This is a genomic window from Erwinia sp. HR93 (assembly GCF_034555055.1).
Classification (GTDB): domain Bacteria; phylum Pseudomonadota; class Gammaproteobacteria; order Enterobacterales; family Enterobacteriaceae; genus Apirhabdus; species Apirhabdus apintestini.
This window is the reverse complement of the sequence record NZ_JAXUDP010000001.1, coordinates 2,354,711-2,377,064: the sequence shown is the minus strand read 5'-3', so window position 1 is coordinate 2,377,064 and position 22,354 is coordinate 2,354,711. Positions and strand designations below refer to the sequence as shown.

Sequence of the window (22,354 nt, the reverse complement as noted above, 5' to 3'; positions counted from 1 at the left end):
AGAGAAGTCATCTCTAAAGGCGCAACATTGTACAAATTATACGGCGCAGATACCACGCCTTAATTGCCCGATAAGCCGCGATAACGTAAATAACCGCTGAAAACCCGGCGCACGCTCATCGCCGATGGCAATTTTGGTAGCAGCGCATACATCGACTCGGTGAGTTACTCCCATCCGGCGGAGAAAAACCGGTTAACGAGTACGAGAACACACTTCGCCTTCACCGAAGAAATAGGCAATCTCACGCGCCGCAGATTCAGCAGAATCCGAGCCATGGGTGCCGTTTTCCGTCAGGCTATCCGCATAATCAGCGCGCAGCGTGCCAGCAAGCGCATTAGCGGGATTGGTTGCTCCAAGAATTTCACGGTGGCGACGAACGGCGGACTCGCCCTCCAGTACTGAAACGACAATCGGCCCGGATGTCATAAATGCCACCAGCCCATCAAAGAAGGCCTTCCCCTCATGCTCTGCATAAAAACCGCAGGCCTGTTCGGCGGTCAGATGCACCATTTTCGTTGCAACAATAGTCAATCCTGCCGTTTCAAAACGCGCAAAAATATTGCCAATCACATTTTTCGCCACCGCATTGGGCTTAATAATGGAAAAGGTACGTTCGATTGCCATTGATAACCTCTAATTATGTCTTGTTTATAGTTAGCGCATTCCGCCCGTCCCGCCGCCAGCAATTAGCAAAGACCGCGGGTCAGGCATGTAAACCACTGTTCGCCCCAGTTATTGCACTGATACTGTTTCTGTAAGCGTGATGATACAGGCCGCCGTAAGTAAGCGTGGCGCCGATTATAAAGAGGCCTGCTCCACTTGCCTATGGCGCTAAGTAACATTTTTTTAAAAAATGATATTAATAAGCAACACTTGATAATCACAGATTTTATTTCTCCGCAGGCTATAGCCCGTAATTGCTGCTATTCTGAGCCATCATTGGCGTCCTGCAGCGCCGGACAATGACAATAACAGGGAGCCTTTTATGTCCACTTTTTTTGTTGCCGGCGACTGGCTGGCAGAACACCTTAACGATCCGCAGGTACAAATCCTTGATGCCCGAATGGCGCCGCCGGATCGGCCACAAAGAGATATCCTCGCGGAATATTATGCCGGTCACCTGCCAAATGCGGTTTTTTTTGATATTGAAGCGCTGTCAGATGCGAATAGCCCTTGGCCACATATGCTGCCGCGCGCAGAACGCTTCGCCGTCGCTATGCGCGAACTTGGCGTACAGGAAAATAAACATTTGGTGGTTTACGATGAAGGTAACCTCTTCTCCGCGCCCCGCGCCTGGTGGATGTTGAAACACTTTGGCGCACAGAACGTCTCTATTCTGGCCGGCGGTCTCACCGGCTGGCAGCGGGAAAATGCTCCGCTTGAAACCGGGCCGGTCACGCTTAAAGAAGGGCGATTTGAGGCGAATGAATGCCCGAACGAAGTCACAAATGTCACGGCGGTGCTGGTAGCAAGCCATGAAAGAACGGCGCAGCTTATCGACGCCCGCCCGGCCCCGCGTTTTGAAGGCCACGTCGACGAACCCCGTCCCGGCCTGCGACGCGGACATATCCCGGGCGCGCTGAATGTGCCCTGGACCGAAATAGTGGAAGATGGGCATTTGAAAGATAGCGCCGCGCTAAGAGAGATCTTTTCCCGGCGCGGCGTAGACCCGAAGCGCCCTACTATCGTTAGCTGCGGCTCAGGCGTCACCGCCGCGGTGGTTATCCTGGCACTGCGCGCGCTGGGCGCCCCGGATGTCACACTCTATGACGGTTCCTGGAGCGAATGGGGCGCCCGCGACGATCTCCCCTTAGAGTCTGCTTAAGAGCCCGGGAAGACATCCCTGCGCTTACAGAATCCGGTTTTGCTTAAAGTCGCGTAAGAAACTGCCCCACCGGCGCTCATAAAACGGCGTCAGGTGGGCCAGCATAAAGTGGCTGATCCCCCTTTCCCCTTCGGCGATAAGACAGATATCCAGCGCGCTATCCTCCGGCAGGGTATCCATCGCCACGCTGCCTGCGGCCTGAATAATCGAATCGATTAATGCCTCATCTCCGCTCGCTTCAATGCCGATGAGTAAAACGGGCGCGTCGTCGGCGCGCTCTTTTAACGTGCAAATAAACGCTCGCTTCACGGTATTGAATGTTCCGAATAACGTCGTGAGCGACGCTATCAACTGCGCGGGAGGCTCGCTGATTTCCGAAAGCAGCAAAGCCTCCCCGCCCTCTACAATCGAATGCTGGCTCAGCGCATCGCCATCTTTTCCCAACAGGCGGGTAATTTCCCGCGGCGTGAAGAGTTTCCCGGTCGGAAGCTTCGCATTCAAAAACAGCGTTTCTCCGAGCGTCATTTCAAACAGCGCGCGGGTCGGCATAACGACAAACGGCTGCTCTGTTTCAACCGCAGATTCCAGCGCCTGCAGCGAGGTAAAAAATGGAATAACCGAGGAGTCGTCTTCACGCTCCCAGTGCTGCAACTCGACGGCGTCGTCACCGACAGGTGCGCCTTCCCGCGCCGCCTTGCCCGGCACCCACACGCTTGCATCCATCAGCGCGCGGAAAAACGCGGGGCGATAGGCAGGCTCGGTAGCAGCCTGTGCAAGCAGACTTTCGAGATCGTGGTCGTGGTCGTGGTCGTGGTCGTGGTCGTGGTCGTGGTCGTGGTCGTGGTGATTATCGGTCATACGGTTTCACAAAATAAAGGCCAGCGTCGGGCCAGAATAGCACGACGCCGGAATCACAGATATCCGGCGTATCAAAAGGTAACGCCAGCCATCAGGCCAATAGCAAATTCGCCAGTGTGCGTACGCCAATACCGGTTGCGCCTGCCGACCAGAGATCGACCGCGCTTTTACGGTAGGTGGCCGAACAGTCAATATGCAGCCATCCGTGACGATAATTCTCGACAAAATGGGACAGGAAACCCGCTGCCGTACTCGCCCCCGCGGGGCAGGCGGCGCTGCCAGTGTTATTCAGGTCGGCAAAGTTCGACGGAAGCTGATGGCGATGGAATTCCGCCAGCGGCAGGCGCCAAAACGATTCACCCTCGGCCGCTGCGCTGCGCTGCAAACGTTCAACCAGCGCATCATCGAAACTCAATGCCGCATGGTAATCATTGCCGAGCGCCGTTTTCGCCGCGCCGGTCAGGGTAGCGCAATCAATAATCATCTCTGGATTCATTGCGCTGGCGTCAATCAAGCCATCCGCCAGCACCAGTCGCCCTTCCGCATCCGTGTTCATGATTTCAACGCTTTTCCCGTTGCGATAGCGAATGATATCTCCCAGCTTAAAAGCGTTGCCGCTGATAAGATTATCCGCACAGCATAAAATCAGTTTCACCCGCCGCGTTAAACCGCGCGACATGGCAAACGCCAGCGCGCCGGTAACCAGCGCCGCGCCGCCCATATCCGATTTCATAGAATCCATAAACGCGCTTTGTTTGATGCTATAACCCCCGGAATCAAAAGTGATACCTTTTCCGACCAGGCAGGCATAAACCGGCGCGTTGGCATCTCCGCTGGGGTTGTAGTCGAGCGTCAGTAGCGCAGGGGAACGGCTGGAGCCGCGCCCAACGGTATAGATTCCCATATAATTTTGTTCACGCAGATCTTCCCCGCGCACAATACGATACGAAACGCTATCGCCACCACACTGGCTTAGCAGATCGACCGCGCGCTGCGCCAGCTCCGCCGGGCCTAAATCTTCCGCAGGAGCATTAATCGTGTCACGCACCCAATCGATAATGGTCAGGCGCTGCTGCAGTTCCCGGGATTCAGCATCATTTAGCGTCGGCCATTCAACGTGACGCTCGCCCTTCGGTGCCCGGAACCCCATCCAAAAGGCCCAGCATTTTTCCAGAGTCCAGCCTTCCCCGGCGAGGCGAACGCGTTTAAAACCAAGTCCGTCAATTTTACGCGCCGCGCGCTGAATAAGAGTTAGCGGCTCCTGCGCGCCAGGATGCAGGGTTATGCCCTCAGGCTGAATGCTCCAGGCGCTTTTCTCCCCCCAGCGCGCGTCTGCCGGCTGGGTAGAAAGAGTAATGTTCATCGTTTCACTCATCGATCTGTACTCCTGTTAAATTCGATAGATGAAAATTATGGCGATCGGTTTGTGCCTCCGTTCCGCCAGGCGAGCGGCAACCAAACTGGCACAGAATGCGCCCGAAAGGGAAAGAGGGAAAACGCGATGTTTTCCCTCTTTAATTGACATGGCATACCGGCGGTTTAGCGACGGCTAGTCCGCCTCGTCAAGCCATACCAAAAGGATCGCTTCAAGAATTTTTTCACTGGACGCGTCCGGATCGTCATCAAAATTATCCAGCTCGCAAATCCAGCGATGCAAATCGGTAAAGCGCACCGTTTTCGGATCGGTATCCGGGCGGCTATCGTAAAGCGCTTCGCCAATTTCCCGGCTGTCAGTCCACTTCAGGCCCATATACGCCCCCGTCAATGCTCACGCGCGTGATTGATAGTGTAGCGAGGGATCTCTACCACTAAATCTTCGTCGGCCACGCGTGCCTGACACCCCAGACGGCTTTCCGGCTCCAGCCCCCAGGCTTTATCCAGCATGTCATCTTCTTCTTCTGAGCTTTCCGCCAGCGAATCAAACCCTTCACGCACCACGCAGTGACAGGTAGTACAGGCGCAGGATTTCTCACAGGCGTGTTCAATCTCAATCCCATTACGCAGCGCCACGTCCAGAATGGTTTCACCGCTTTGCGCTTCCAGTACTGCGCCATCCGGGCATAAATCCTGATGGGGCAAGAAAACAATTTTAGGCATACTTAAACCTCGTCCACGGACTGACCAGTCAGCGCCTGGCGGATAGAAACATCCATACGGCGTGCGGCAAAATCCTGGGTTTGTTTGTCTATAGTTTTAATGGCTTGTTTGATGTCTTCAACGTTATCCCGTTCGGCAGCCTGCTGCAATATTGCGGCACTTTGCTCGATCGTCTGACGTTCGTTATCGCTTAATAAGTTGCCATCTGCGTTTAGCGCGCTGCGCACGCTTTCCAGCACGCGCGCCGCTTCCACTTTCTGTTCGGCCAGCATTCGCGCCTGAACGTCAAGCTCGGCGAAACTCATTGAGTCCTGAATCATAGAGGCTATCTCGCCGTCGGACAGGCCGTAGGAGGGTTTCACCTGAATTGAAGCCTCAACGCCCGTTGATTTCTCCATCGCCGTGACGCTTAACAATCCATCCGCATCCACCTGGAACGTAACGCGAATATGTGCACCTCCTGCCGGCAAGGGCGGGATATCCCGCAGCGAAAAGCGCGCCAGAGAGCGGCAATCCTGCACCAGCTCACGCTCACCCTGCATGACGTGGATAGCCATCGCCGTTTGCCCGTCTTTAAAGGTAGTAAATTCTTGAGCGCGGGCGACGGGAATAGTCGTATTGCGCGGGATGACCTTTTCCACCAGCCCGCCCATGGTTTCCAGACCGAGAGACAGAGGAATGACGTCCAGCAGCAGCATTTCACTGTCTGGTTTATTGCCAACCAGGATATCCGCCTGAATCGCAGCGCCCACGGCCACGACTTTATCCGGATCGATGGTAGTTAACGGTGAACGGCCAAAGAAATCACCCACGCGCTCACGCACCAATGGCACTCGGGTAGAGCCACCGACCATCACCACGTTCTGAACCTCGCCTGCCTCGACGCCCGCATCTTTCAATGCCCGGCGGCAGGACAGTAAGGTACGCTTGACCAGCGGAGAAACCAGCGCTTCAAACTGCGCGCGCGTTACCGTTCCCTGCCAGCCAGCAACCTCAACCGCCGCGCTATCCGTCTCGCTCAGCGCAATTTTCGCGCCGATAGCCGCGTCCAGTAATTCCCGCTGCACGCGATCGTCATCGCGGTCTGCAATGCCTGCCCGCTCGCGCAGCGAGTCTGCCAGCAGATGATCGAAGTCGTCACCCCCGAGCGCAGAATCACCGCCGGTGGCCAATACTTCGAATACGCCGCGGCTCAGGCGCAAAATCGAAATATCAAAGGTACCGCCGCCTAAATCGTAAACCGCGATGATACCTTCCTGCCCTGAATCCAGACCATACGCGATCGCCGCCGCCGTAGGTTCATTCAGTAATCGCAGCACGTGCAAGCCAGCTAGCCGGGCCGCATCTTTCGTCCCCTGCCGCTGGGCGTCGTCAAAATAGGCAGGTACGGTGATCACAACACCGTCCAGCTCACCGTCCAGCGCCGACTGCGCGCGCTGCGCCAGTTGCTTTAGAATATCGGCTGAAATACGCACCGGATTGAGCAGACCCGCGGGGGTGTCAATCATTGGCAGGCCGTTTTCACTTGCCTGCAGCCGATAAGGAAGATGGGGATACCGGGCCTGGATATCAGCAAGCGAACGCCCCATTAAGCGTTTAACGGAACTGATGGTGTTTGCCGGATCGGATGCCGCGCGCGCGCGCGCTTCAGCGCCGACGGTATGCGATTGCGCCTGATAATGCACTACGGAAGGCAGCAAATGCCTGCCCTCTGTGTCGGGCAAGGTTTCCGCCTTACCGCTGCGCACGGTTGCTACCAGCGAATTGGTGGTACCGAGGTCAATACCGGCAGCCAGCCTGCGCTGATGCGGCGCGGCGCTCATGCCAGGTTCGCTTATTTGTAATAAAGCCATAGTCGCGTCCAGAATTAAAAATCGAGCAGCTTTTCTTCAAGCTGTTCCGCAGCGCCGTACAGCTTATCAAGAAACCGCAGCTTACGTACGGTGTCGGCAGCCTGTTCCCAGGCTTCATCGTTAAGCAGCTGCACCATATGCGCGCTGCGCTGCTGCATAATGTTTTTAACGCGCTGCATAAACTCCACCAGCTGCGCCTCGTCCTGCTTCTCGCCGATGGATTCCAGCTCTTCGCGCAGCGCCAGTTGCTCCATTAAAAAGGACGTATCGCGCACCGTTTGCTGTTCATTAGCCAGGTCATACCCGTGAAGCGAAAGGAGGTATTCCGCGCGAGGCAGCGGATGTCGTAGCGTATTCCAGGCCTGATTAATCGTCGCTGATTGCTGTACAGCCTGAAGTTGCTCGGCCTGTGGACGGCTGGCATAGTTATCGGGATGGAACTGACGCTGCAGATCCTGATAGCGAGCGGCCAGCAGAGCCGTATCGAGTTCGAAGCGCACAGGCAGATTAAAGAGAGTGAAGTAATCCATAGCGTTCTCAGACGTGCATGATAAAGCAATGCTCCACGCGCCGGGCCGGCGGTGGAGCAGTCACAACAAAGCGGAATTAAACGTTGAAGCTTTCGCCGCAGCCGCACTCATCTTTTACATTAGGATTCGTAAATTTAAATCCTTCGTTCAGGCCTTCCTTAACGAAGTCCAGCTGAGTGCCGTCCAGAAACTGCAGGCTTTTGCCATCGACTACCACCTTCACGCCTTTGTCTTCGAACACCACGTCTTCCGCCGCCGGCTCGTCGACAAACTCCAGCACATACGCCATACCGGAACAGCCGGAAGTACGCACGCCAAGACGCAGACCAAACCCCTTGCCGCGATTGGCCAGGAAGGTATTTACACGCGCAGCGGCGGAGTCGCTAAGGGTAATCGACATATCACAACCTCTAATTATTTCACTTCACGTTTGCTTTTATAGTCCGCAATGGCGGCTTTAATGGCGTCTTCCGCCAGAATAGAACAGTGAATTTTCACCGGCGGTAGCTCCAGTTCTTCCGCGATATCGGTATTCTTTATCGCCTGAGCTTCATCCAGACTTTTGCCCTTCACCCACTCGGTGACCAGCGAGCTGGACGCAATGGCGGAACCGCAGCCATACGTCTTAAAGCGCGCATCTTCAATAATGCCATCATTGTTGACTTTAATCTGTAGCTTCATCACATCGCCGCAGGCCGGTGCGCCGACCATGCCACTACCGATGTTGTCATCGCCGTTGTCAAAAGAACCGACATTACGTGGATTCTCATAGTGATCGATAACTTTATCGCTGTATGCCATGATATGTTCTCCTTCCGTCCGGTGCCTGTTAGTGGTGCGACCACTCAATGCTGTTTAAATCCACGCCCTGCTTAAACATCTCCCAAAGCGGAGACAAATCGCGCAGGCGCCCAATAGATTTACGCACCAGATCAATGGTGTAATCGATCTCCTCTTCCGTGGTAAACCGACCCAGAGAGAAGCGGATTGAACTGTGCGCCAGTTCATCGTTCATGCCCAGCGCGCGCAATACATAGGAAGGCTCAAGGCTGGCGGAAGTACAGGCCGATCCCGAGGAAACGGCCAAATCTTTCAGCGCCATGATGAGAGACTCACCTTCAACGTAGTTAAAGCTGACGTTAAGAATATTAGGGGCGCCCTGTTCCAGACAGCCATTCAGATAGACTTCTTCAATATCTTTCAGGCCATTCCACAGGCGATCGCGCAGCCCGCGCTGACGCGCCATTTCACTCGCCATTTCTTCTTTTGCGATGCGGTAAGCCTCACCCATCCCGACAATCTGATGCACGGGCAGCGTGCCGGAGCGCATGCCACGCTCATGGCCACCGCCGTGGATCTGCGCTTCAATGCGTACCCGCGGTTTACGGCGCACGTACAGCGCACCAATGCCTTTCGGTCCGTAGATTTTATGGCCGGAGAACGACATCAGGTCAACTTTCAGCTGGCTCAGATCGATAGGCAATTTGCCTACGCTCTGAGTGGCATCAACGTGATAGATAATCCCGCGGGCGCGGCACATTTCGCCGATCGAGGCAATATCCTGTACTACGCCTATCTCATTATTGACGTGCATGATGGAGACAAGAATCGTGTCGTCGCGCATCGCGGCTTCTAGTTCTTTCAGATCGATAATGCCATTGCGCTGCGGCGCCAGGTAAGTAACGTCGAAACCTTCGCGCTCTAACTGACGGCAGGTGTCCAGCACCGCTTTATGCTCAGTTTTGCTGGTGATGATGTGCTTGCCTTTCTTCTGATAGAAATTGGCAGCGCCTTTAATCGCCAGGTTATCCGACTCAGTCGCGCCGGAGGTGAAGACTATCTCACGAGGATCTGCACCGACCAGCTCGGCAATTTGGTTACGCGCGATATCTACCGCTTCTTCCGCCTGCCAGCCAAACCGGTGTGAACGGGACGCCGGGTTACCGAAAGTCCCATCCATCGTTAAAAATTGCATCATCTTCTCCGCGACGCGCGGATCGACCGGCGTTGTCGCAGAGTAGTCGAGGTAAATCGGTAGTTTCATTGCTCTAAAGCTCCGTACATCACTTTAATGCGTTAGAAGCGAGCGCGTTTTAATACGCCGCTCGCATTCAACTATGGCGTTATGGCAACGGCTTATTATGCGCGCAGTTTTACGTCAATCGCGTCCTGTGCGCGCGAAGAGCGCTGGCTTTCGCCGTGCTGGCGATCGGAAACATCCTGAACTTCCTGATTGTGCATCAGTTCGCCGAGCGTAATATTATTCAAAAAACCGGTCAGGCGATCGCTAAGATCGCGCCAAAGAGCGTGCGTTAAACATTTATCGCCCCCCTGACAACCGCCTTTCCCCTGACAGCGAGTCGCATCCACTGACTCATCTACGGCGCTTATCACTTCACCAACTGCGATGCTTCCTGCATCTTTGCCCAGAAGATATCCGCCACCGGGGCCACGTACACTGGCTACCAGGCCATTTTTGCGTAAACGGGAAAATAGCTGCTCCAGATAAGAAAGCGAAATACCCTGACGTTCTGAAATATCAGCCAGCGGTACCGGACCCGCTTCTGAGTTAAGTGCAACATCCAGCATTGCGGTAACGGCGTAGCGCCCTTTCGATGTCAGTCTCATGTCTTACTTAACCTCAAAGATGCCCCTCGACCCGGGGGTTTATGTTAAACAATGTTTTACATAGCAACCGCAAGTCTGACATTCCTGAGTATTTTAGTCAACTATTTATCCCTGTATTTTACTCAACTATTACCGACTGCCCTTTTTGGTCTTACTGTCTTCACTGAATGAGGAGAGCATGCCGCGCAAAATGTTCAACTCCTGGCTTTCAGGGCGCGCGCGCGTAAATAGACGACGCAGCTTATTCATCACCTGGCCGGGATGGCTGGCGCGGATAAACCCGCTGTCCAATAGCGCCTGCTCTAAATGTTGATAAAAACGCTCAAGGTCGTCCACCAGCGGATAAACGGCTTCTTCATGCGCTTCAGGCGCATCCTGAGCCGCCAGATACGCCATCCGCACTTCATAAGCGATGACCTGAACCGCCATGGCCAGGTTAAGCGAGCTATATTCAGGGTTGGCCGCAATGGCGACGTGATAGTGGCATTTTTGCAGTTCGTCATTGGTTAACCCAACGCGTTCACGCCCAAATACTAGCGCAACGTCCGCATGACGCGCTTCATCGACGCTCTTCACTCCGCATTCACGGGGATCCAGCATCGGCCATGGCAGCGTACGGGAACGCGCGCTGGTCCCGACCACCAGGCTGCAGCCCTGAAGCGCTTCATCCAGCGTATCAACGATATGCGCCTGGCCGATGACATCGCTGGCGCCCGCGGCTAACGCAATGGCCTGAGAATCCGGTTTCACCAGCGGATTTACCAGCCAAAGATTCGTCAACCCCATCGTTTTCATTGCGCGAGCCACGGAGCCCATATTTCCGGTATGCGAAGTTTCGACCAGGACAATTCGAATATTCTGTAACATAGCGTCTTCAACAGGGGGAATTTACCCGGCATGCTACCATAAATCTGAGACACATTCCGAACTCTCTGCTATACTCTGCGCCGTTTTTCCCGTTCTTTAACATCCAGTGAGAGTAACCATGCATCCGATGCTCAACATCGCCATACGCGCCGCGCGTAAGGCGGGCAACTTTATCGCTAAAAACTATGAAACGCCGGACGCCGTTGAAACCAGTCAAAAAGGTAGCAACGACTTCGTCACCAATATTGATAAAGGTGCGGAACGCATCATTATTGAGACGATTCATAAATCTTATCCCCAGCACTCAATCATCAGCGAAGAAGCCGGTGAGCTACCGGGGGAGGATTTGGATGTACAATGGGTTATCGATCCACTGGATGGCACCACTAACTTCGTAAAACGCCTGCCGCACTTCGCGGTCTCTATTGCCGTGCGCATTAAAGGAAGAACCGAAGTCGCGGTGGTTTACGATCCTATGCGTAATGAATTGTTCTCTGCGGTTCGTGGCCAGGGCGCTCAGCTTAACGGCTATCGCCTGCGCGGCAGTAGCGCGCGCGATCTTGAAGGGACGGTGCTGGCGACCGGCTTTCCGTTTAAAGCCAAACAGCATAGCGCGGCCTATATGGCAACCGTGACGAAATTTTTTACCCGCTGCGCCGACTTCCGCCGCACCGGCTCCGCCGCGCTGGATCTCGCCTGGCTTGCGGCAGGCCGCGTTGACGGCTATTTCGAAATCGGCCTGCGCCCGTGGGATTTCGCCGCGGGTGAACTGCTGGTGCGCGAAGCTGGCGGCCTGGTCTGCGACTTTACCGGCGGCCATAATTATCTGACCAGCGGCAATATCGTAGCCGGCAATCCTCGCGTGGTTAAAAACATGCTTGCTGATATGCGTGAATCACTGAGCGAAGCGCTAAAGCGCTAGCAAATACGCTATTAGCGCCCCCGCCACGCGGGGGCGTTTTGTCTGCACGTTGCCGCACCTGATTCGCCCGCCGTACAGCAGCACCTAATCAACGCCCCCATTTCTGTGAGCCAGCCGTAATTCCCGCTAAAACGCCCGCTTAACCCACGTCGGTATTGTCAAGTATTGACTATGCTCATAGCTTAAAAGCGATAACGGGAAATACTCTGGATGACGACGCATAGCCTGCCAGTCCCCCCGACGCTTTCCGGCCCGCAGCGTCTGTGCCATCAGCTATTAATGCTCTGTTTGACAGCCGATTTATCGCCTGCCGCAGACGGTAACATGCCGGAGATAACGCCCGCGGATAAAGCTGAGATATCTGAAACTGTGTGCCGTTATTCGTCGCTACAGCTTATTGAGCGTCCCGGTGGAAAATGCGGGCTTGAAGGCCCAACGTTAAGCCGCCGTCTTTGCCTCGTGCATACCCTGCATCAGGCGCTGCGGCTGTGCCCGGAGTCAGTGCGGGACTATTTTACCCCAGCGCTCAGGCGTATTCTGCAGGCACAAAATGTGCCCCGGGCGCTTTATGACGATTGCAACCTTAATGCGCTAATTGCGCTTTGCGCCCGCAGCCTGGGGCGCCAGTTTAGCGCCAGGGACGCCCATTATCTGCGCCTTGCGTTTCAATATGCTCTGGCACAGCAAACGGCGCCCTCCGCGCCGGAATTTGACGATCCCCAGCGCCGCTGGATAGAGGCCAGCGAAGAGGCCCCTACGGCTAACCTCATTTTTCGCCTCTGGCAGCGGCGAGCCATCGCACCGCTGCACCATCATGAATGCTTATTTATCTCTTTGCTGTTAAGAAGATTATGCATACCGGACCCTTTGCGAGACAGTCAGCCGCATGCACAGCGCCTGCACCGGGCGATTTTACGGCTTACAAATCAGTTTCAGTCGCTGGCAGGGGTAACATTTCATAACCAACACCACTTACAGCAGCGCCTGTATATGCATTTGGGGCAAGCGCTGGAGCGCGCTATTTTTAATATTGGTATAGAGAATCATTTGCCCGAAGATATTATGCGACTATACCCACGCCTGAGCCGAACAACGCACAGCGCGATTGGCCCTCTCGAAAGCGAATACCAGATTACGTTTTCTCAGGCGGAAAAGGCGCTGGTTACCATTATCTTCGGCGGCTGGCTAATGCGAGAAACTGACCTACAGGAAAAGCAGATACTTCTGTTAACCAATAATCATCCTGCCCTGGAAGCAGATTTAGCACAGGCGCTGCGTGAAGTGACGCTATTGCCACTCACTATTTGCCATCAAACGCTGCAGGACTTTCAGCGCAACGGCCCGGCGCCGGACATAGCGCTGATTGTCACGCCCTGGGCCACCTCACTACCGCTTTTCTCTGCGCCAATCCTGCAAATAGCACCACCGCTGAACGAGCTGCAGCAGCGGCGCATCCGTGACATTCTGGAACAGCCCTAAACTTACCCTCGCGGTTCAAAAAGTTTACAGCTGACGCGGGACACCCACGGCGGCTATAAGCAAGCAATACCGGCGCGATGGCGTTAATCTTTTTGAGAATAGTAGGTGGTGGTGTAACGGATCTGCTGGCGTTCCTGCGCAGTTTTACCGCCGTCCTGAGTCTCGACAATATTGGCGCATTCCAGCGGATTTCCGACATCATCATAGCGGCATTTTTTTGCCGCCAGATAAAAAAGCCGCCCGTTATCCAGGCCGCGTGTCAGAAAATCCCAAGGTTCCTCCAGCTTACGTTTAGGCTCCGTCGCCATTAATACATCATGCTGCTCACCATACATCACCATGGTATTCGGCATGCCTTCAGGAGTGTAGAAATACTCCTTATAAACCCATGCATCGCGGGTATCTTTGACTTTCACTAATAGGCCGTCGCGATATAAATAGCGTCGGTGCTCCACGCCAGGAGAGGTAATGGAGACAATCTGACAATGCTTATCTAACACCACCGTATTGCGCTTATCCAGAGCAGACACCAGCGTATCACTACCCGCCTGGCGAATCAGGTGCATCGATTCACCTCCGCGCTCACTGCGTTCATACTCCACCAGGCAACCTGATTTATCAAAGCGTCCTTTAGCCACCATTAATGGTAGCGAATCTTCACCGTAAAGGATTTGCTCAAAGGTTTTCACTCGCCCGCGCAGTGCGTCAAACGCCAGCTCGTTCGACAAACTCGCCATCGCCGGCGCAAATGGCAACACCTCGGGTGCCTGAGCAGCTTCGCCGGTTAGCGGCAGCAAAATTAAACACAGTAGCGTTTTTTTCATAAATTCCCGGTTTACTACCCGGCTCCTGCGCCGGGAATAACAGTATAGAAGATACGCGGCTCTGACTGGGAGCCAGCATGTACGGCCTCTACTATATTTCATTTTAAAAATCCCGGCACGCATCCGGGCACACGGGATAAACCCTCGCCATTTTTTATGCACGCATGGCGGCGTTAACATTCATGTATTAGGTTTAAAAAGCCTTTTTCATTATGCAGAGATTACGGAATATCCCGCGTGCCCTGACCTGCTTTGTACGGTAACAGGCCGGCATCTTGCTCCCTTAAGCTCTGCTCGGCATTGCTAATAAACCACTCATTACCTGTATAAGAGATAATTATGAACAAGTTACGCTATTTGGAATTAGGTTCATCCCGGCATGCGGTGTTACTCATTGCGCTGGTATTATTATTCCTGATTTTCGGCTATCCCAAGCTCATGGGATTCAGCGGTACCGTACAATATATGGCATCCGTTAGCGCCCCGCTGCCCGTGTTGTCTGCGGTTATCGCGGTCGTAATGGAAGTACTGGTAGCGATTCTTATTATATTAGGATTTTATACGCGGCCTCTGGCGCTTGTTTTTATGCTCTATACCTTAGGCACCGCGATAATAGGGCATCACTACTGGAATATGCCTGCCGATGCGGTTACGCCAAATATGATTAACTTCTATAAGAATATCAGTATTGCCGCCGCTTTTCTGTTGCTCGCAGCGTGCGGGCCTGGAGCCTACTCTCTCGATAAGCGTTAATTACCCTAAGCTTATGCGCCAGAAGCGCGCTACACATTAGGGGCCATAACAATAAATTATTTCCGGCGAATAATGCTTCATTGGGTGTAAAAACACATTGGTCGATAGGTTTGTGCTAAGAGCTCAACACATCTTTCCGGGCAGGCTATCAATCCGGAGATAGCCTCTTTACACGGCGTTGACCACGAAATTTGCGGGGTAAGAGAAAGGAACATTGAACGCCGGTTATCTCCAGCGCTCAGAGGCGGTGCTTTAGCCCAGAAAACTAACAGCGCCCGGCGGTGTGTCGGGCGCTTTTCACAGTCACCATCGCCCCCTCCGGGCTGGATAAGCGCTGTTTAACAGGCTTAAAAGCGTTTACCGGGGGGAGCCGTTCCTGCAGCGTCTCGCCAGCAGGAACTCCTGGCGCTTATGCGTAAACAGGAAAGCGCGCGCAGATGTCCAGCACCTGCTTTTTAACGCGACCAATCACGGCTTCATCATGCAGATTATCCAACACATCACACATCCAGCCGGCCAGTTCGCGAACCTCCGCTTCTTTAAAGCCGCGGCGAGTTACAGCGGGCGTACCGACGCGTATGCCTGATGTGACAAACGGGCTTTTCGGATCGTTCGGCACACTATTTTTATTTACGGTAATATTCGCGCGCCCCAGCGCAGCATCAGCGTCTTTCCCGGTAATATCTTTATCCACCAAATCCAATAGAAACAGGTGATTATCGGTAGAGCCAGAAACCACGTTATAGCCGCGATCGAGGAAGGTCTGCACCATCGCTTTCGCGTTTTTCACTACCTGCTGCTGATAGTCGGCAAACGCGGGTTCCATCGCTTCTTTAAGCGCCACCGCCTTACCGGCAATAACGTGCATTAAAGGTCCGCCCTGCGCGCCCGGGAACACAGAAGAATTCAATTTTTTATACAGCTCTTCGCTACCGCCTTTTGCCAGGATTAATCCCCCGCGTGGACCAGCCAGCGTTTTATGGGTCGTGGTGGTAACAACGTGAGCGTGCGGCACCGGGTTCGGGTAAACACCAGCGGCTACCAGCCCGGCTACGTGAGCCATATCGACAAACAGATAAGCACCGACGCTATCGGCAATTTCTCGCATTTTAGCCCAGTCAACCACGCCGGAATAGGCAGAAAAACCGCCGATAATCATTTTTGGTTTGCGCGTTTGCGCCAGTTTTTCCAGCTCGCTGTAATCAATCCGACCGCTATCGTCTATTCCATAAGGGACAATATTGTAGAATTTGCCTGAGAAATTCACCGGCGAGCCGTGCGTCAGATGCCCGCCGTGCGCCAGGTTCATCCCTAAAACCGTATCTCCAGGCTCAAGCAGCGTCGTATAAACAGCGAAATTAGCCTGAGAACCGGAGTGCGGCTGAACGTTTGCATAGTCAGCGCCAAACAGCGCTTTTGCGCGATCTACAGCCAATTGCTCGACCACATCCACATATTCGCAGCCGCCGTAATAGCGCTTGCCTGGATAACCTTCCGCATATTTATTCGTGAGCTGAGAGCCCTGAGCCTGCATAACGCGCGGGCTGGTGTAGTTTTCGGAGGCGATAAGTTCAATATGCTCTTCCTGACGCAGGTTCTCCTGCTCCATTGCCTGCCATAATTCGGCATCATAATCGGCAATGTTCATTTCTCGCTTTAACATTCGCACCTCCTGACTCAGCTAACGATATTAGGACTGCCCGTATTGGGCGACGGCCCACAGTATAACTGATTCCCCCTGCGAAGACAGATACAACGACAGGTTTTTACGCAAACGTTTGGCATTAATAAAATCAGACAGTAAAAAATTACTTTTAAGCATCCTATCGCTAATTGCGTTCCAAAATACAGCTTAAAAAACCGCAAAAAATATTCGCTTGTGATAGGACGTTCAATGCTTAAAGCTTAAGGCTGAATCAAGAACCGTTCACCAAATCCGTAAAACGCGGTATTAAGGGAGCGATAACGTGGCTAATTGCGCTGGCGATTAAAGCAGTATTTTCTTACATCCCTTACCTTATTTTTCACCTTTTGTTTTACATGCCTTTACAGTGAAGCAACATCAAAATAAGATGCATTAAAAATACATCATATAAACTACATGAAGGAACATTCCATGCTTGATGCCAATACCATAGCAACCGTTAAGTCTACTATCCCTTTACTGGCCGCTACCGGCCCCAAACTCACCGCCCATTTCTACGATAGAATGTTCCAGCACAATCCGGAATTAAAAGACATCTTTAACATGAGTAATCAGCGCAACGGCGATCAGCGCGAAGCGCTGTTTAATGCAATTTGCGCCTATGCAACGCACATTGAGGATTTACCGGCAATATTGCCCGCCGTTGAGAAAATCGCCCAGAAACACACCAGTTTCCAAATCAAACCAGAACAGTATCAAATCGTCGGCACGCATCTGCTAGCCACTCTGGACGAGCTGTTTCATCCAGGCCAAGAGGTGCTGGACGCGTGGGGGCAGGCGTATGGCGTGCTGGCGCAGGTATTTATTAACCGTGAAAACGAAATTTACCAGTCTCACGCCAGCCAGCCCGGCGGCTGGAGCGGTACGCGCGCGTTTCGTATCGTGGAAAAAAAGCCTGAGAGCGCATTAATCACCAGCTTCGTTCTTGAGCCCGTAGATGGCGGCGCGGTAGCAAATTTCCATCCCGGACAATATTTAGGCGTTTGGCTAAAACCCGATGGCTTTGCGCATCAGGAGATCCGTCAGTACTCCCTCACCCAGAAACCCAATGCAAAGCGCTACCGAATTGCCGTTAAGCGTGAGGATAACGGGCTGGTTTCCGGCTGGCTGCACCGCCATGCGCAGCAGGGCGACATCGTACAGGTTGCCGCTCCGGCGGGGGATTTCTATCTGAACGTTACGCCGAACACACCGATCGCGCTCCTTTCCGGCGGCGTCGGACAAACGCCGCTGCTCGCCATGCTTGATGCGCTGAGCGAACGTCAGCATCCAGCCCAGATAAACTGGTTCCACGCAGCCGTGAACGGCAGCGTTGACGCCTTCAGCGATGAGGTCGCACGCTTAGGCGCCGGCCTGCCGCGTTTTTATCAACATATCTGGTACAGCTCGCCGGAAGAAAAAGACGGCTATGATAGCGTAGGGTTAATGGAATTAGCCCCGCTGGAAAGCCGCCTCAGCGATCCGGCGATGCACTTTTTCCTGTGCGGTCCGATTGGTTTTATGCAATTTATCGCCCGACAATTAGTGGCACTGGGCGTAACGCAGGAGCGTATTCACTACGAGTGCTTTGGCCCGCATAAAGTCCTGTAACCGGTGGTGCGGCAGTGCAAACCTAAAGGCGCATGAACGTCTATTCAGGTCCGTAAATAGCGGGCCTGATTTCCCGCTAATTTCCACTCACCTCTGCGTCGTACATAAGCCTTCGAAAGAATCAACATTCACTTCAATTTATGTGCTTCAGGCTGCTCGAACCGGGATTATTGCGCTTTGTTTCCTGTCGTATATTAATGAACTACCGAAGACATCGCATGATTAAAGGCCAGATAAACTAAATAGCCGCATCGTCTTCTTCACCGGTACGGATCCGCACCACGCGCGCGACATCAAACACAAAAATCTTACCATCGCCGATTTTCCCGGTTTGCGCAGTGCGAATAATCGTATCCACACAGGTATCGGCAATATCATCGGGAACAACGATTTCAATCTTTACCTTCGGCAAGAAATCCACCATATATTCCGCGCCCCGGTATAATTCAGTGTGCCCTTTCTGGCGCCCAAATCCCTTCACCTCGGTGACCGTCATCCCCGTAATCCCGACTTCCGCCAGCGCCTCGCGAACATCATCCAGCTTGAACGGTTTAATAATCGCATCGATCTTTTTCATGAAATATCCTGTCCTCAAGTCAACGCCGCGACCGGCTTGCCCGGCAACCGGCGCTCTTCAATGCGGCCGTGCGCGCCAGCGGCAAAATTACAGTTTGAAATCATTAGCATCCAGTTCATGGCGTGCCAGGAGTTTATAAAATTCAGTGCGATTTCGCCCGGCCATACGCGCCGCCTGAGTGACATTTCCCCGGGCGATTTGTAATAATTTACGCAAATAATTGACCTCAAACTGACTGCGCGCCTCGGCAAAAGTAGGCAGTACGGTACTTTCACCTTCCAGCGCCTGCTGTACCAACGCTTCATTAATTACCGGCGCCGGGCTTAGCGCCACGCACTGTTCTATCACATTCACGAGCTGCCTGACATTCCCAGGCCAGCTTGCCGCAATCAGGCGCTTCATCGCATCCGTTGAAAAACTGCGCACGTGCGCATTATGCCGCCCGGCGGCCTGCCGTAACAGATGATTTGCCAGAAGTGGAATATCTTCCGCGCGCTCTTGAAGCGCCGGCAATTTCAGGCTTAGCACATTCAGGCGATAAAACAGATCTTCGCGAAACTCCCCTCGCTGCATTGCTTTGGGTAAATTGCGATGCGTCGCGGATAAAATACGCACATCGATAGCAATATCCTGATTACTGCCCAGCGGCCTGATCCTTCGCTCCTGAAGAACGCGCAATAGTTTTACCTGCAAAGAAAGCGGCATATCGCCGATTTCATCCAGGAACAGCGTGCCGCCCTGAGCCGCCTGAAACAACCCTTCACGGCTACTTACCGCGCCGGTAAACGCTCCTCGCGCGTGGCCAAACAGTTCAGATTCCAGCAATTGTTCCGGTAAAGCGCCGCAATTAATAGCCACAAAGGCATTATTCGCTCGCGGGCTGGCGCGATGAATCGCGCGCGCCAGCACTTCCTTCCCGGTTCCGCTTTGCCCATTAATCAGTACGCTCACATCCGACTGAGCCACCAGACGCGCCTGCTCCAACAGCCGGTGCATCGCCGGGCTGCGCGTGATTATCTCATCATGCCAGCGTTCATCACCGCTCGGAGCCGCACGAGACAGGGCTTCATTAATTGCCTGATAAAGCGCATCTTTATCTACGGGTTTGGTCAGAAAACTGAACACACCCTGCTGCGTAGCAGAGACCGCCTCCGGGATCGAGCCGTGCGCGGTAAGAATAATTACCGGCATCCCCGGATGCCGCTTTTGGATTGCAGCGAATAACTGCATGCCATCCATTTCATCCATACGCAGGTCGCTAATGACGAGCTGAATATTCTCCCGCAGCAGGATACGTAACCCTTCCTGACCGCTACCGGCGGTGATGACATCGTATCCCTCGCTGCGCAAACGCATCCCCAAAAGCTTTAATAAGCCCGGGTCGTCATCCACCAATAAAAGTCTGGCGGTCGCCTGCGACGTCATGGTTTCACCTCGTTAATTGAAGTACTTCCGGCGGAGCCGGACGGTAATGCGCCCGCATCGGGAACCCGCTCGCGATCGCCTGCGGCAGAAGCCGGCTCAGACGAAAAATTATCGCTGGATTTACGGCTGGAAAGCTGGCGCTCAATATCCATCAGGTTTTGTAACTGATGCCGCGTACGCGCCAGCTCGGCGCTCAATTTTTGATGCTGGAGACGCAGCGCATCCAGCTCCCGATCGCTATGCTGCTGAAGCTGATTACAGCGCCCACGCGCTTCAACCAGCCCGAGCTCAAGCGCCTGCTCATCGCGCCACATTTGATAAAGTGGGCGCACGCGCACCGGAATCTCCGCGCTCAGGGTATCCAGGCGATCGACATAGTAGCGCCGCTCGTGCGGCGTTATCCTTGCTTTCGACAATAAAATGCCCTGACGAAAAGCGGACTGCCAGCGCATCTCACCCCAGCCCCGGGCTAACGCGCGCGCGCGTTCGGGCGCCAGGCGGGTAGCGCAGTCCATGCCACGCAGCCAAAATAACGGATTGTTATCTACTTGCTCACCTTTAAGCGCCCAGATAGCCTCACAGTCGGTCCCTAAATAATCCGCCAGCGACTGAGCCGGCGGCGCAGAGAGCAATGTCAAAGCAGGAATCCCCTGCGGAGCCTGAGAAACACAGCCGGTAAGCGCCATCGGCGCGAACGCAACCGCAGCGCCGATCGTGCGGGAAAAACCACAATGCAACAGCCGAACGACCCGGCGTTGCAGCGACTTCACAATACAATACATCATGGATGATGGCTTCCGATAACCACGGGCAGCTCAATCCGAAAGCAGACATCAGCCTCCTCGCACTCAACCAAATCCAGCGTCCCCTGCATACGCCGCACGCAGTCAAGGGCAATACTCAACCCGAGACCGCTGCCTTTAACAGCGCCTTTACGTTGCAGGCTTCCCTGGAAGAAAGGTTCGAAGATAGTGTCGCGTTCGCTTTCAGGAATACGCGGGCCCGTATTTGCGACATCAATCGCCAGTTTTCCAGCGTCAGTCACATAACTTTTAAGATAAATGTTACCGGATTCAGCGCCATAGTGCACCGCATTGGAGTAGAGATTATCCAGCGCACTAAGCAATAATCCTGGATCGGCCACGCAATCCTCTGGCGCCAGTCGCATTGTCACTCGCATACGTTTAGCGCGCGCGGGCAAACCGTGCGCCGCAATAATATTCTCTAGCATTGGCGCAAGCGCAACCCGTACCGCGCTCGCGCCGCTGTCGGCCAGTTTTCGGTTATAGTCCAGTAGTTGCTCAATTAATTTTTGAAGATTGCGGCTGCTGGTATCCAGTATGGCAACCACTTCATCCTGTTCAGCGGTGAGCGGGCCGGCGACCCTGTCCACCAGCAGTTCTGTTCCCTCACGCATGCTGGCCAGCGGCGTTTTTAACTCATGGGAAATATGGCGCAGGAATTGGTGCCGCTGAGCCTCCAGCCAGGATAACCGCTCGCTCAGCCAAATGATGCGCTGCCCAACCGATCGCAACTCACTCGGGCCGCGAAACATACGCAACTCTCCCGGATCGCGTCCGGCGCCCAGCCGATTAATCATGCGCTCCAGGACCTTTACCGGGCCGATAATCATGCGCGTTAGCAGTAACACCAGCGCCAGAGTCACCAGAAACAGCGCCAGCGCCTGCCAGCCAAAAAACCGGCCACGGGCGGCAATTTCCTGCTGAACCTGCTGCCCGCGCTGAAAAATAGCGGTACGCGTGGTCTGTACCATCTCGGCATTCGCGTGAGAGAAATCATCCAGCCGGGTCAGCGCAATCGCGTCAGGGCTGCCGCTGTGGCATTTTAATGTCGCCAGTGCGGTAAGGTCGTCATTTAAACGGCGCACCAGCGCGGGCTCAGACAACACCGTTGCATGAATAGCCAGCATATCGGCATAGCGTTTACGCTGGCGCTGGTAAACCTTTGCCAGCGTCGGGTTATCCAGTACGCAGTACTGTCGATAGCTGCGCTCAATCTCCAGCGCAGTATTCGCCATCGCTTCCCCTCTGCGAGCATCAATAAGCGTGCTGCGATTCACCTGTGCGGCCCGATCGCTTAACGCATTGAGGCTCTGCCATGCCTGCCATGCCAGCACGAGTAGCGGCAATAGCACCAATAAAAACGCCATCATTACTAATTGTCGTAATGAGCGGGGAAAGAAAGGCCAACGTTTCAAGGATGTGTCTCATTGAATAACGAATGCATAATGCTAGCGGAGTGCACGGCGCCTGAAAAGCGCGGCGTAGAAATGATAAAGGCAGAGCCTGCGCTCTGCCTTTATTCGGAATCAGGCGGTGCCTAACTCAACGTTTCGCCCGATGGCTGATAGGCAACCGAAGTTACGATTATCAGGAGTTGGACGGCAGGCACCTTTGAGTG

Annotated in this window: 23 protein-coding genes; 5 read left to right on the top strand and 18 right to left on the bottom strand. The window is 53.9% G+C overall.

The features are described from left to right. Positions 1 to 192: 192 nt before the first annotated feature. Positions 193 to 624: a nucleoside-diphosphate kinase gene (ndk, locus tag SFA31_RS11070; RefSeq protein WP_322838022.1), complete on the bottom strand. Its 432-nt coding sequence runs from the start codon at positions 622 to 624 to the stop codon at positions 193 to 195. A gap of 361 nt (positions 625 to 985) precedes the next feature. Here ndk and sseA point away from each other — a divergent pair, with 361 nt between their 5' ends. After that, positions 986 to 1,825: a 3-mercaptopyruvate sulfurtransferase gene (sseA, locus tag SFA31_RS11065; RefSeq protein ID WP_322838021.1), complete on the top strand. Its 840-nt coding sequence runs from the start codon at positions 986 to 988 to the stop codon at positions 1,823 to 1,825. 24 nt (positions 1,826 to 1,849) lie between these two features. Here the strand turns inward: sseA and sseB are convergent, their stop codons facing one another. From sseB to trmJ, 11 genes are all read right to left on the bottom strand, one after another. Then, positions 1,850 to 2,683 carry an enhanced serine sensitivity protein SseB gene (sseB, locus tag SFA31_RS11060; protein ID WP_322838020.1) on the bottom strand — a complete coding sequence of 278 codons (834 nt, stop codon included), beginning with the start codon at positions 2,681 to 2,683 and terminating at the stop codon, positions 1,850 to 1,852. A gap of 91 nt (positions 2,684 to 2,774) precedes the next feature. Then, complete coding sequence (pepB, locus tag SFA31_RS11055; protein WP_322838019.1) at positions 2,775 to 4,058, bottom strand: aminopeptidase PepB; 1,284 nt, start codon at positions 4,056 to 4,058, stop codon at positions 2,775 to 2,777. A 174-nt stretch (positions 4,059 to 4,232) separates the two neighbouring features. Then, positions 4,233 to 4,433, bottom strand: coding sequence for a Fe-S cluster assembly protein IscX (iscX, locus tag SFA31_RS11050; protein WP_322838018.1), 201 nt, complete (start codon positions 4,431 to 4,433; stop codon positions 4,233 to 4,235). Between the two features lie 11 nt (positions 4,434 to 4,444). Then, the gene (fdx, locus tag SFA31_RS11045; protein ID WP_322838017.1) at positions 4,445 to 4,780 is read right to left on the bottom strand and encodes an ISC system 2Fe-2S type ferredoxin; all 336 of its coding nucleotides are present in this window, start codon (positions 4,778 to 4,780) and stop codon (positions 4,445 to 4,447) included. Positions 4,781 to 4,782: 2 nt separating this feature from the next. Further along, positions 4,783 to 6,633 carry a Fe-S protein assembly chaperone HscA gene (hscA, locus tag SFA31_RS11040; protein WP_322838016.1) on the bottom strand — a complete coding sequence of 617 codons (1,851 nt, stop codon included), beginning with the start codon at positions 6,631 to 6,633 and terminating at the stop codon, positions 4,783 to 4,785. A 14-nt stretch (positions 6,634 to 6,647) separates the two neighbouring features. After that, on the bottom strand, positions 6,648 to 7,163 hold the full coding sequence (gene hscB, locus SFA31_RS11035) for a co-chaperone HscB (protein ID WP_322838015.1): 516 nt from the start codon (positions 7,161 to 7,163) through the stop codon (positions 6,648 to 6,650). A gap of 76 nt (positions 7,164 to 7,239) precedes the next feature. Continuing rightward, positions 7,240 to 7,563, bottom strand: coding sequence for an iron-sulfur cluster assembly protein IscA (iscA, locus tag SFA31_RS11030; protein WP_322838014.1), 324 nt, complete (start codon positions 7,561 to 7,563; stop codon positions 7,240 to 7,242). Between the two features lie 14 nt (positions 7,564 to 7,577). Then, positions 7,578 to 7,964 (bottom strand): Fe-S cluster assembly scaffold IscU, encoded by a 387-nt coding sequence (iscU, locus tag SFA31_RS11025; RefSeq protein ID WP_322838013.1) that lies wholly within the window; start codon positions 7,962 to 7,964, stop codon positions 7,578 to 7,580. Between the two features lie 28 nt (positions 7,965 to 7,992). Continuing rightward, the gene (gene iscS / locus SFA31_RS11020) at positions 7,993 to 9,207 is read right to left on the bottom strand and encodes a cysteine desulfurase (RefSeq protein ID WP_322838012.1); all 1,215 of its coding nucleotides are present in this window, start codon (positions 9,205 to 9,207) and stop codon (positions 7,993 to 7,995) included. A 95-nt stretch (positions 9,208 to 9,302) separates the two neighbouring features. Then, positions 9,303 to 9,791 (bottom strand): Fe-S cluster assembly transcriptional regulator IscR, encoded by a 489-nt coding sequence (iscR, locus tag SFA31_RS11015; RefSeq protein WP_322838011.1) that lies wholly within the window; start codon positions 9,789 to 9,791, stop codon positions 9,303 to 9,305. 129 nt (positions 9,792 to 9,920) lie between these two features. Then, the gene (gene trmJ / locus SFA31_RS11010; RefSeq protein ID WP_322838010.1) at positions 9,921 to 10,658 is read right to left on the bottom strand and encodes a tRNA (cytosine(32)/uridine(32)-2'-O)-methyltransferase TrmJ; all 738 of its coding nucleotides are present in this window, start codon (positions 10,656 to 10,658) and stop codon (positions 9,921 to 9,923) included. Positions 10,659 to 10,776: 118 nt separating this feature from the next. Between trmJ and suhB the strand changes: the two genes are divergently transcribed. Together suhB and csiE are read left to right on the top strand one after the other, a co-directional pair. After that, positions 10,777 to 11,580 (top strand): inositol-1-monophosphatase, encoded by an 804-nt coding sequence (gene suhB, locus SFA31_RS11005; RefSeq protein WP_322838009.1) that lies wholly within the window; start codon positions 10,777 to 10,779, stop codon positions 11,578 to 11,580. A 210-nt stretch (positions 11,581 to 11,790) separates the two neighbouring features. Further along, positions 11,791 to 13,059: a stationary phase inducible protein CsiE gene (gene csiE / locus SFA31_RS11000; RefSeq protein WP_322838008.1), complete on the top strand. Its 1,269-nt coding sequence runs from the start codon at positions 11,791 to 11,793 to the stop codon at positions 13,057 to 13,059. A gap of 83 nt (positions 13,060 to 13,142) precedes the next feature. On the opposite strand, the gene SFA31_RS10995 is transcribed toward csiE, so the two are convergent. Continuing rightward, the gene (locus tag SFA31_RS10995) at positions 13,143 to 13,883 is read right to left on the bottom strand and encodes a YnfC family lipoprotein (RefSeq protein WP_322838007.1); all 741 of its coding nucleotides are present in this window, start codon (positions 13,881 to 13,883) and stop codon (positions 13,143 to 13,145) included. A 339-nt stretch (positions 13,884 to 14,222) separates the two neighbouring features. Between SFA31_RS10995 and SFA31_RS10990 the strand changes: the two genes are divergently transcribed. Next, the gene (locus SFA31_RS10990) at positions 14,223 to 14,636 is read left to right on the top strand and encodes a DoxX family protein (RefSeq protein ID WP_322838006.1); all 414 of its coding nucleotides are present in this window, start codon (positions 14,223 to 14,225) and stop codon (positions 14,634 to 14,636) included. Positions 14,637 to 15,045: 409 nt separating this feature from the next. On the opposite strand, the gene glyA is transcribed toward SFA31_RS10990, so the two are convergent. Continuing rightward, a complete protein-coding gene (gene glyA / locus SFA31_RS10985) occupies positions 15,046 to 16,299 on the bottom strand; it encodes a serine hydroxymethyltransferase (protein ID WP_322838005.1) in 1,254 nt (417 codons plus the stop codon). Positions 16,300 to 16,737: 438 nt separating this feature from the next. On the opposite strand from glyA, the gene hmpA reads away from it, so the two are divergent. Beyond that, positions 16,738 to 17,931 carry an NO-inducible flavohemoprotein gene (gene hmpA, locus SFA31_RS10980; RefSeq protein ID WP_416208328.1) on the top strand — a complete coding sequence of 398 codons (1,194 nt, stop codon included), beginning with the start codon at positions 16,738 to 16,740 and terminating at the stop codon, positions 17,929 to 17,931. Between the two features lie 238 nt (positions 17,932 to 18,169). On the opposite strand, the gene glnB is transcribed toward hmpA, so the two are convergent. The 4 genes from glnB to SFA31_RS10960 form a co-directional block, all read right to left on the bottom strand. Next, entirely contained in the window at positions 18,170 to 18,508 is a 339-nt protein-coding gene (gene glnB / locus SFA31_RS10975; protein WP_322838003.1) for a nitrogen regulatory protein P-II, read from the bottom strand. An 87-nt stretch (positions 18,509 to 18,595) separates the two neighbouring features. Next, positions 18,596 to 19,933 (bottom strand): two-component system response regulator GlrR, encoded by a 1,338-nt coding sequence (gene glrR / locus SFA31_RS10970; protein ID WP_322838002.1) that lies wholly within the window; start codon positions 19,931 to 19,933, stop codon positions 18,596 to 18,598. Then, positions 19,930 to 20,718 (bottom strand): two-component system QseEF-associated lipoprotein QseG, encoded by a 789-nt coding sequence (gene qseG, locus SFA31_RS10965; RefSeq protein ID WP_322838001.1) that lies wholly within the window; start codon positions 20,716 to 20,718, stop codon positions 19,930 to 19,932. Before qseG ends, glrR begins: the two co-directional genes overlap by 4 nt. Continuing rightward, positions 20,715 to 22,151: a HAMP domain-containing sensor histidine kinase gene (locus SFA31_RS10960; RefSeq protein ID WP_322838000.1), complete on the bottom strand. Its 1,437-nt coding sequence runs from the start codon at positions 22,149 to 22,151 to the stop codon at positions 20,715 to 20,717. The genes qseG and SFA31_RS10960 overlap by 4 nt, the downstream gene beginning before the upstream one ends. Positions 22,152 to 22,354 lie beyond the last annotated feature (203 nt).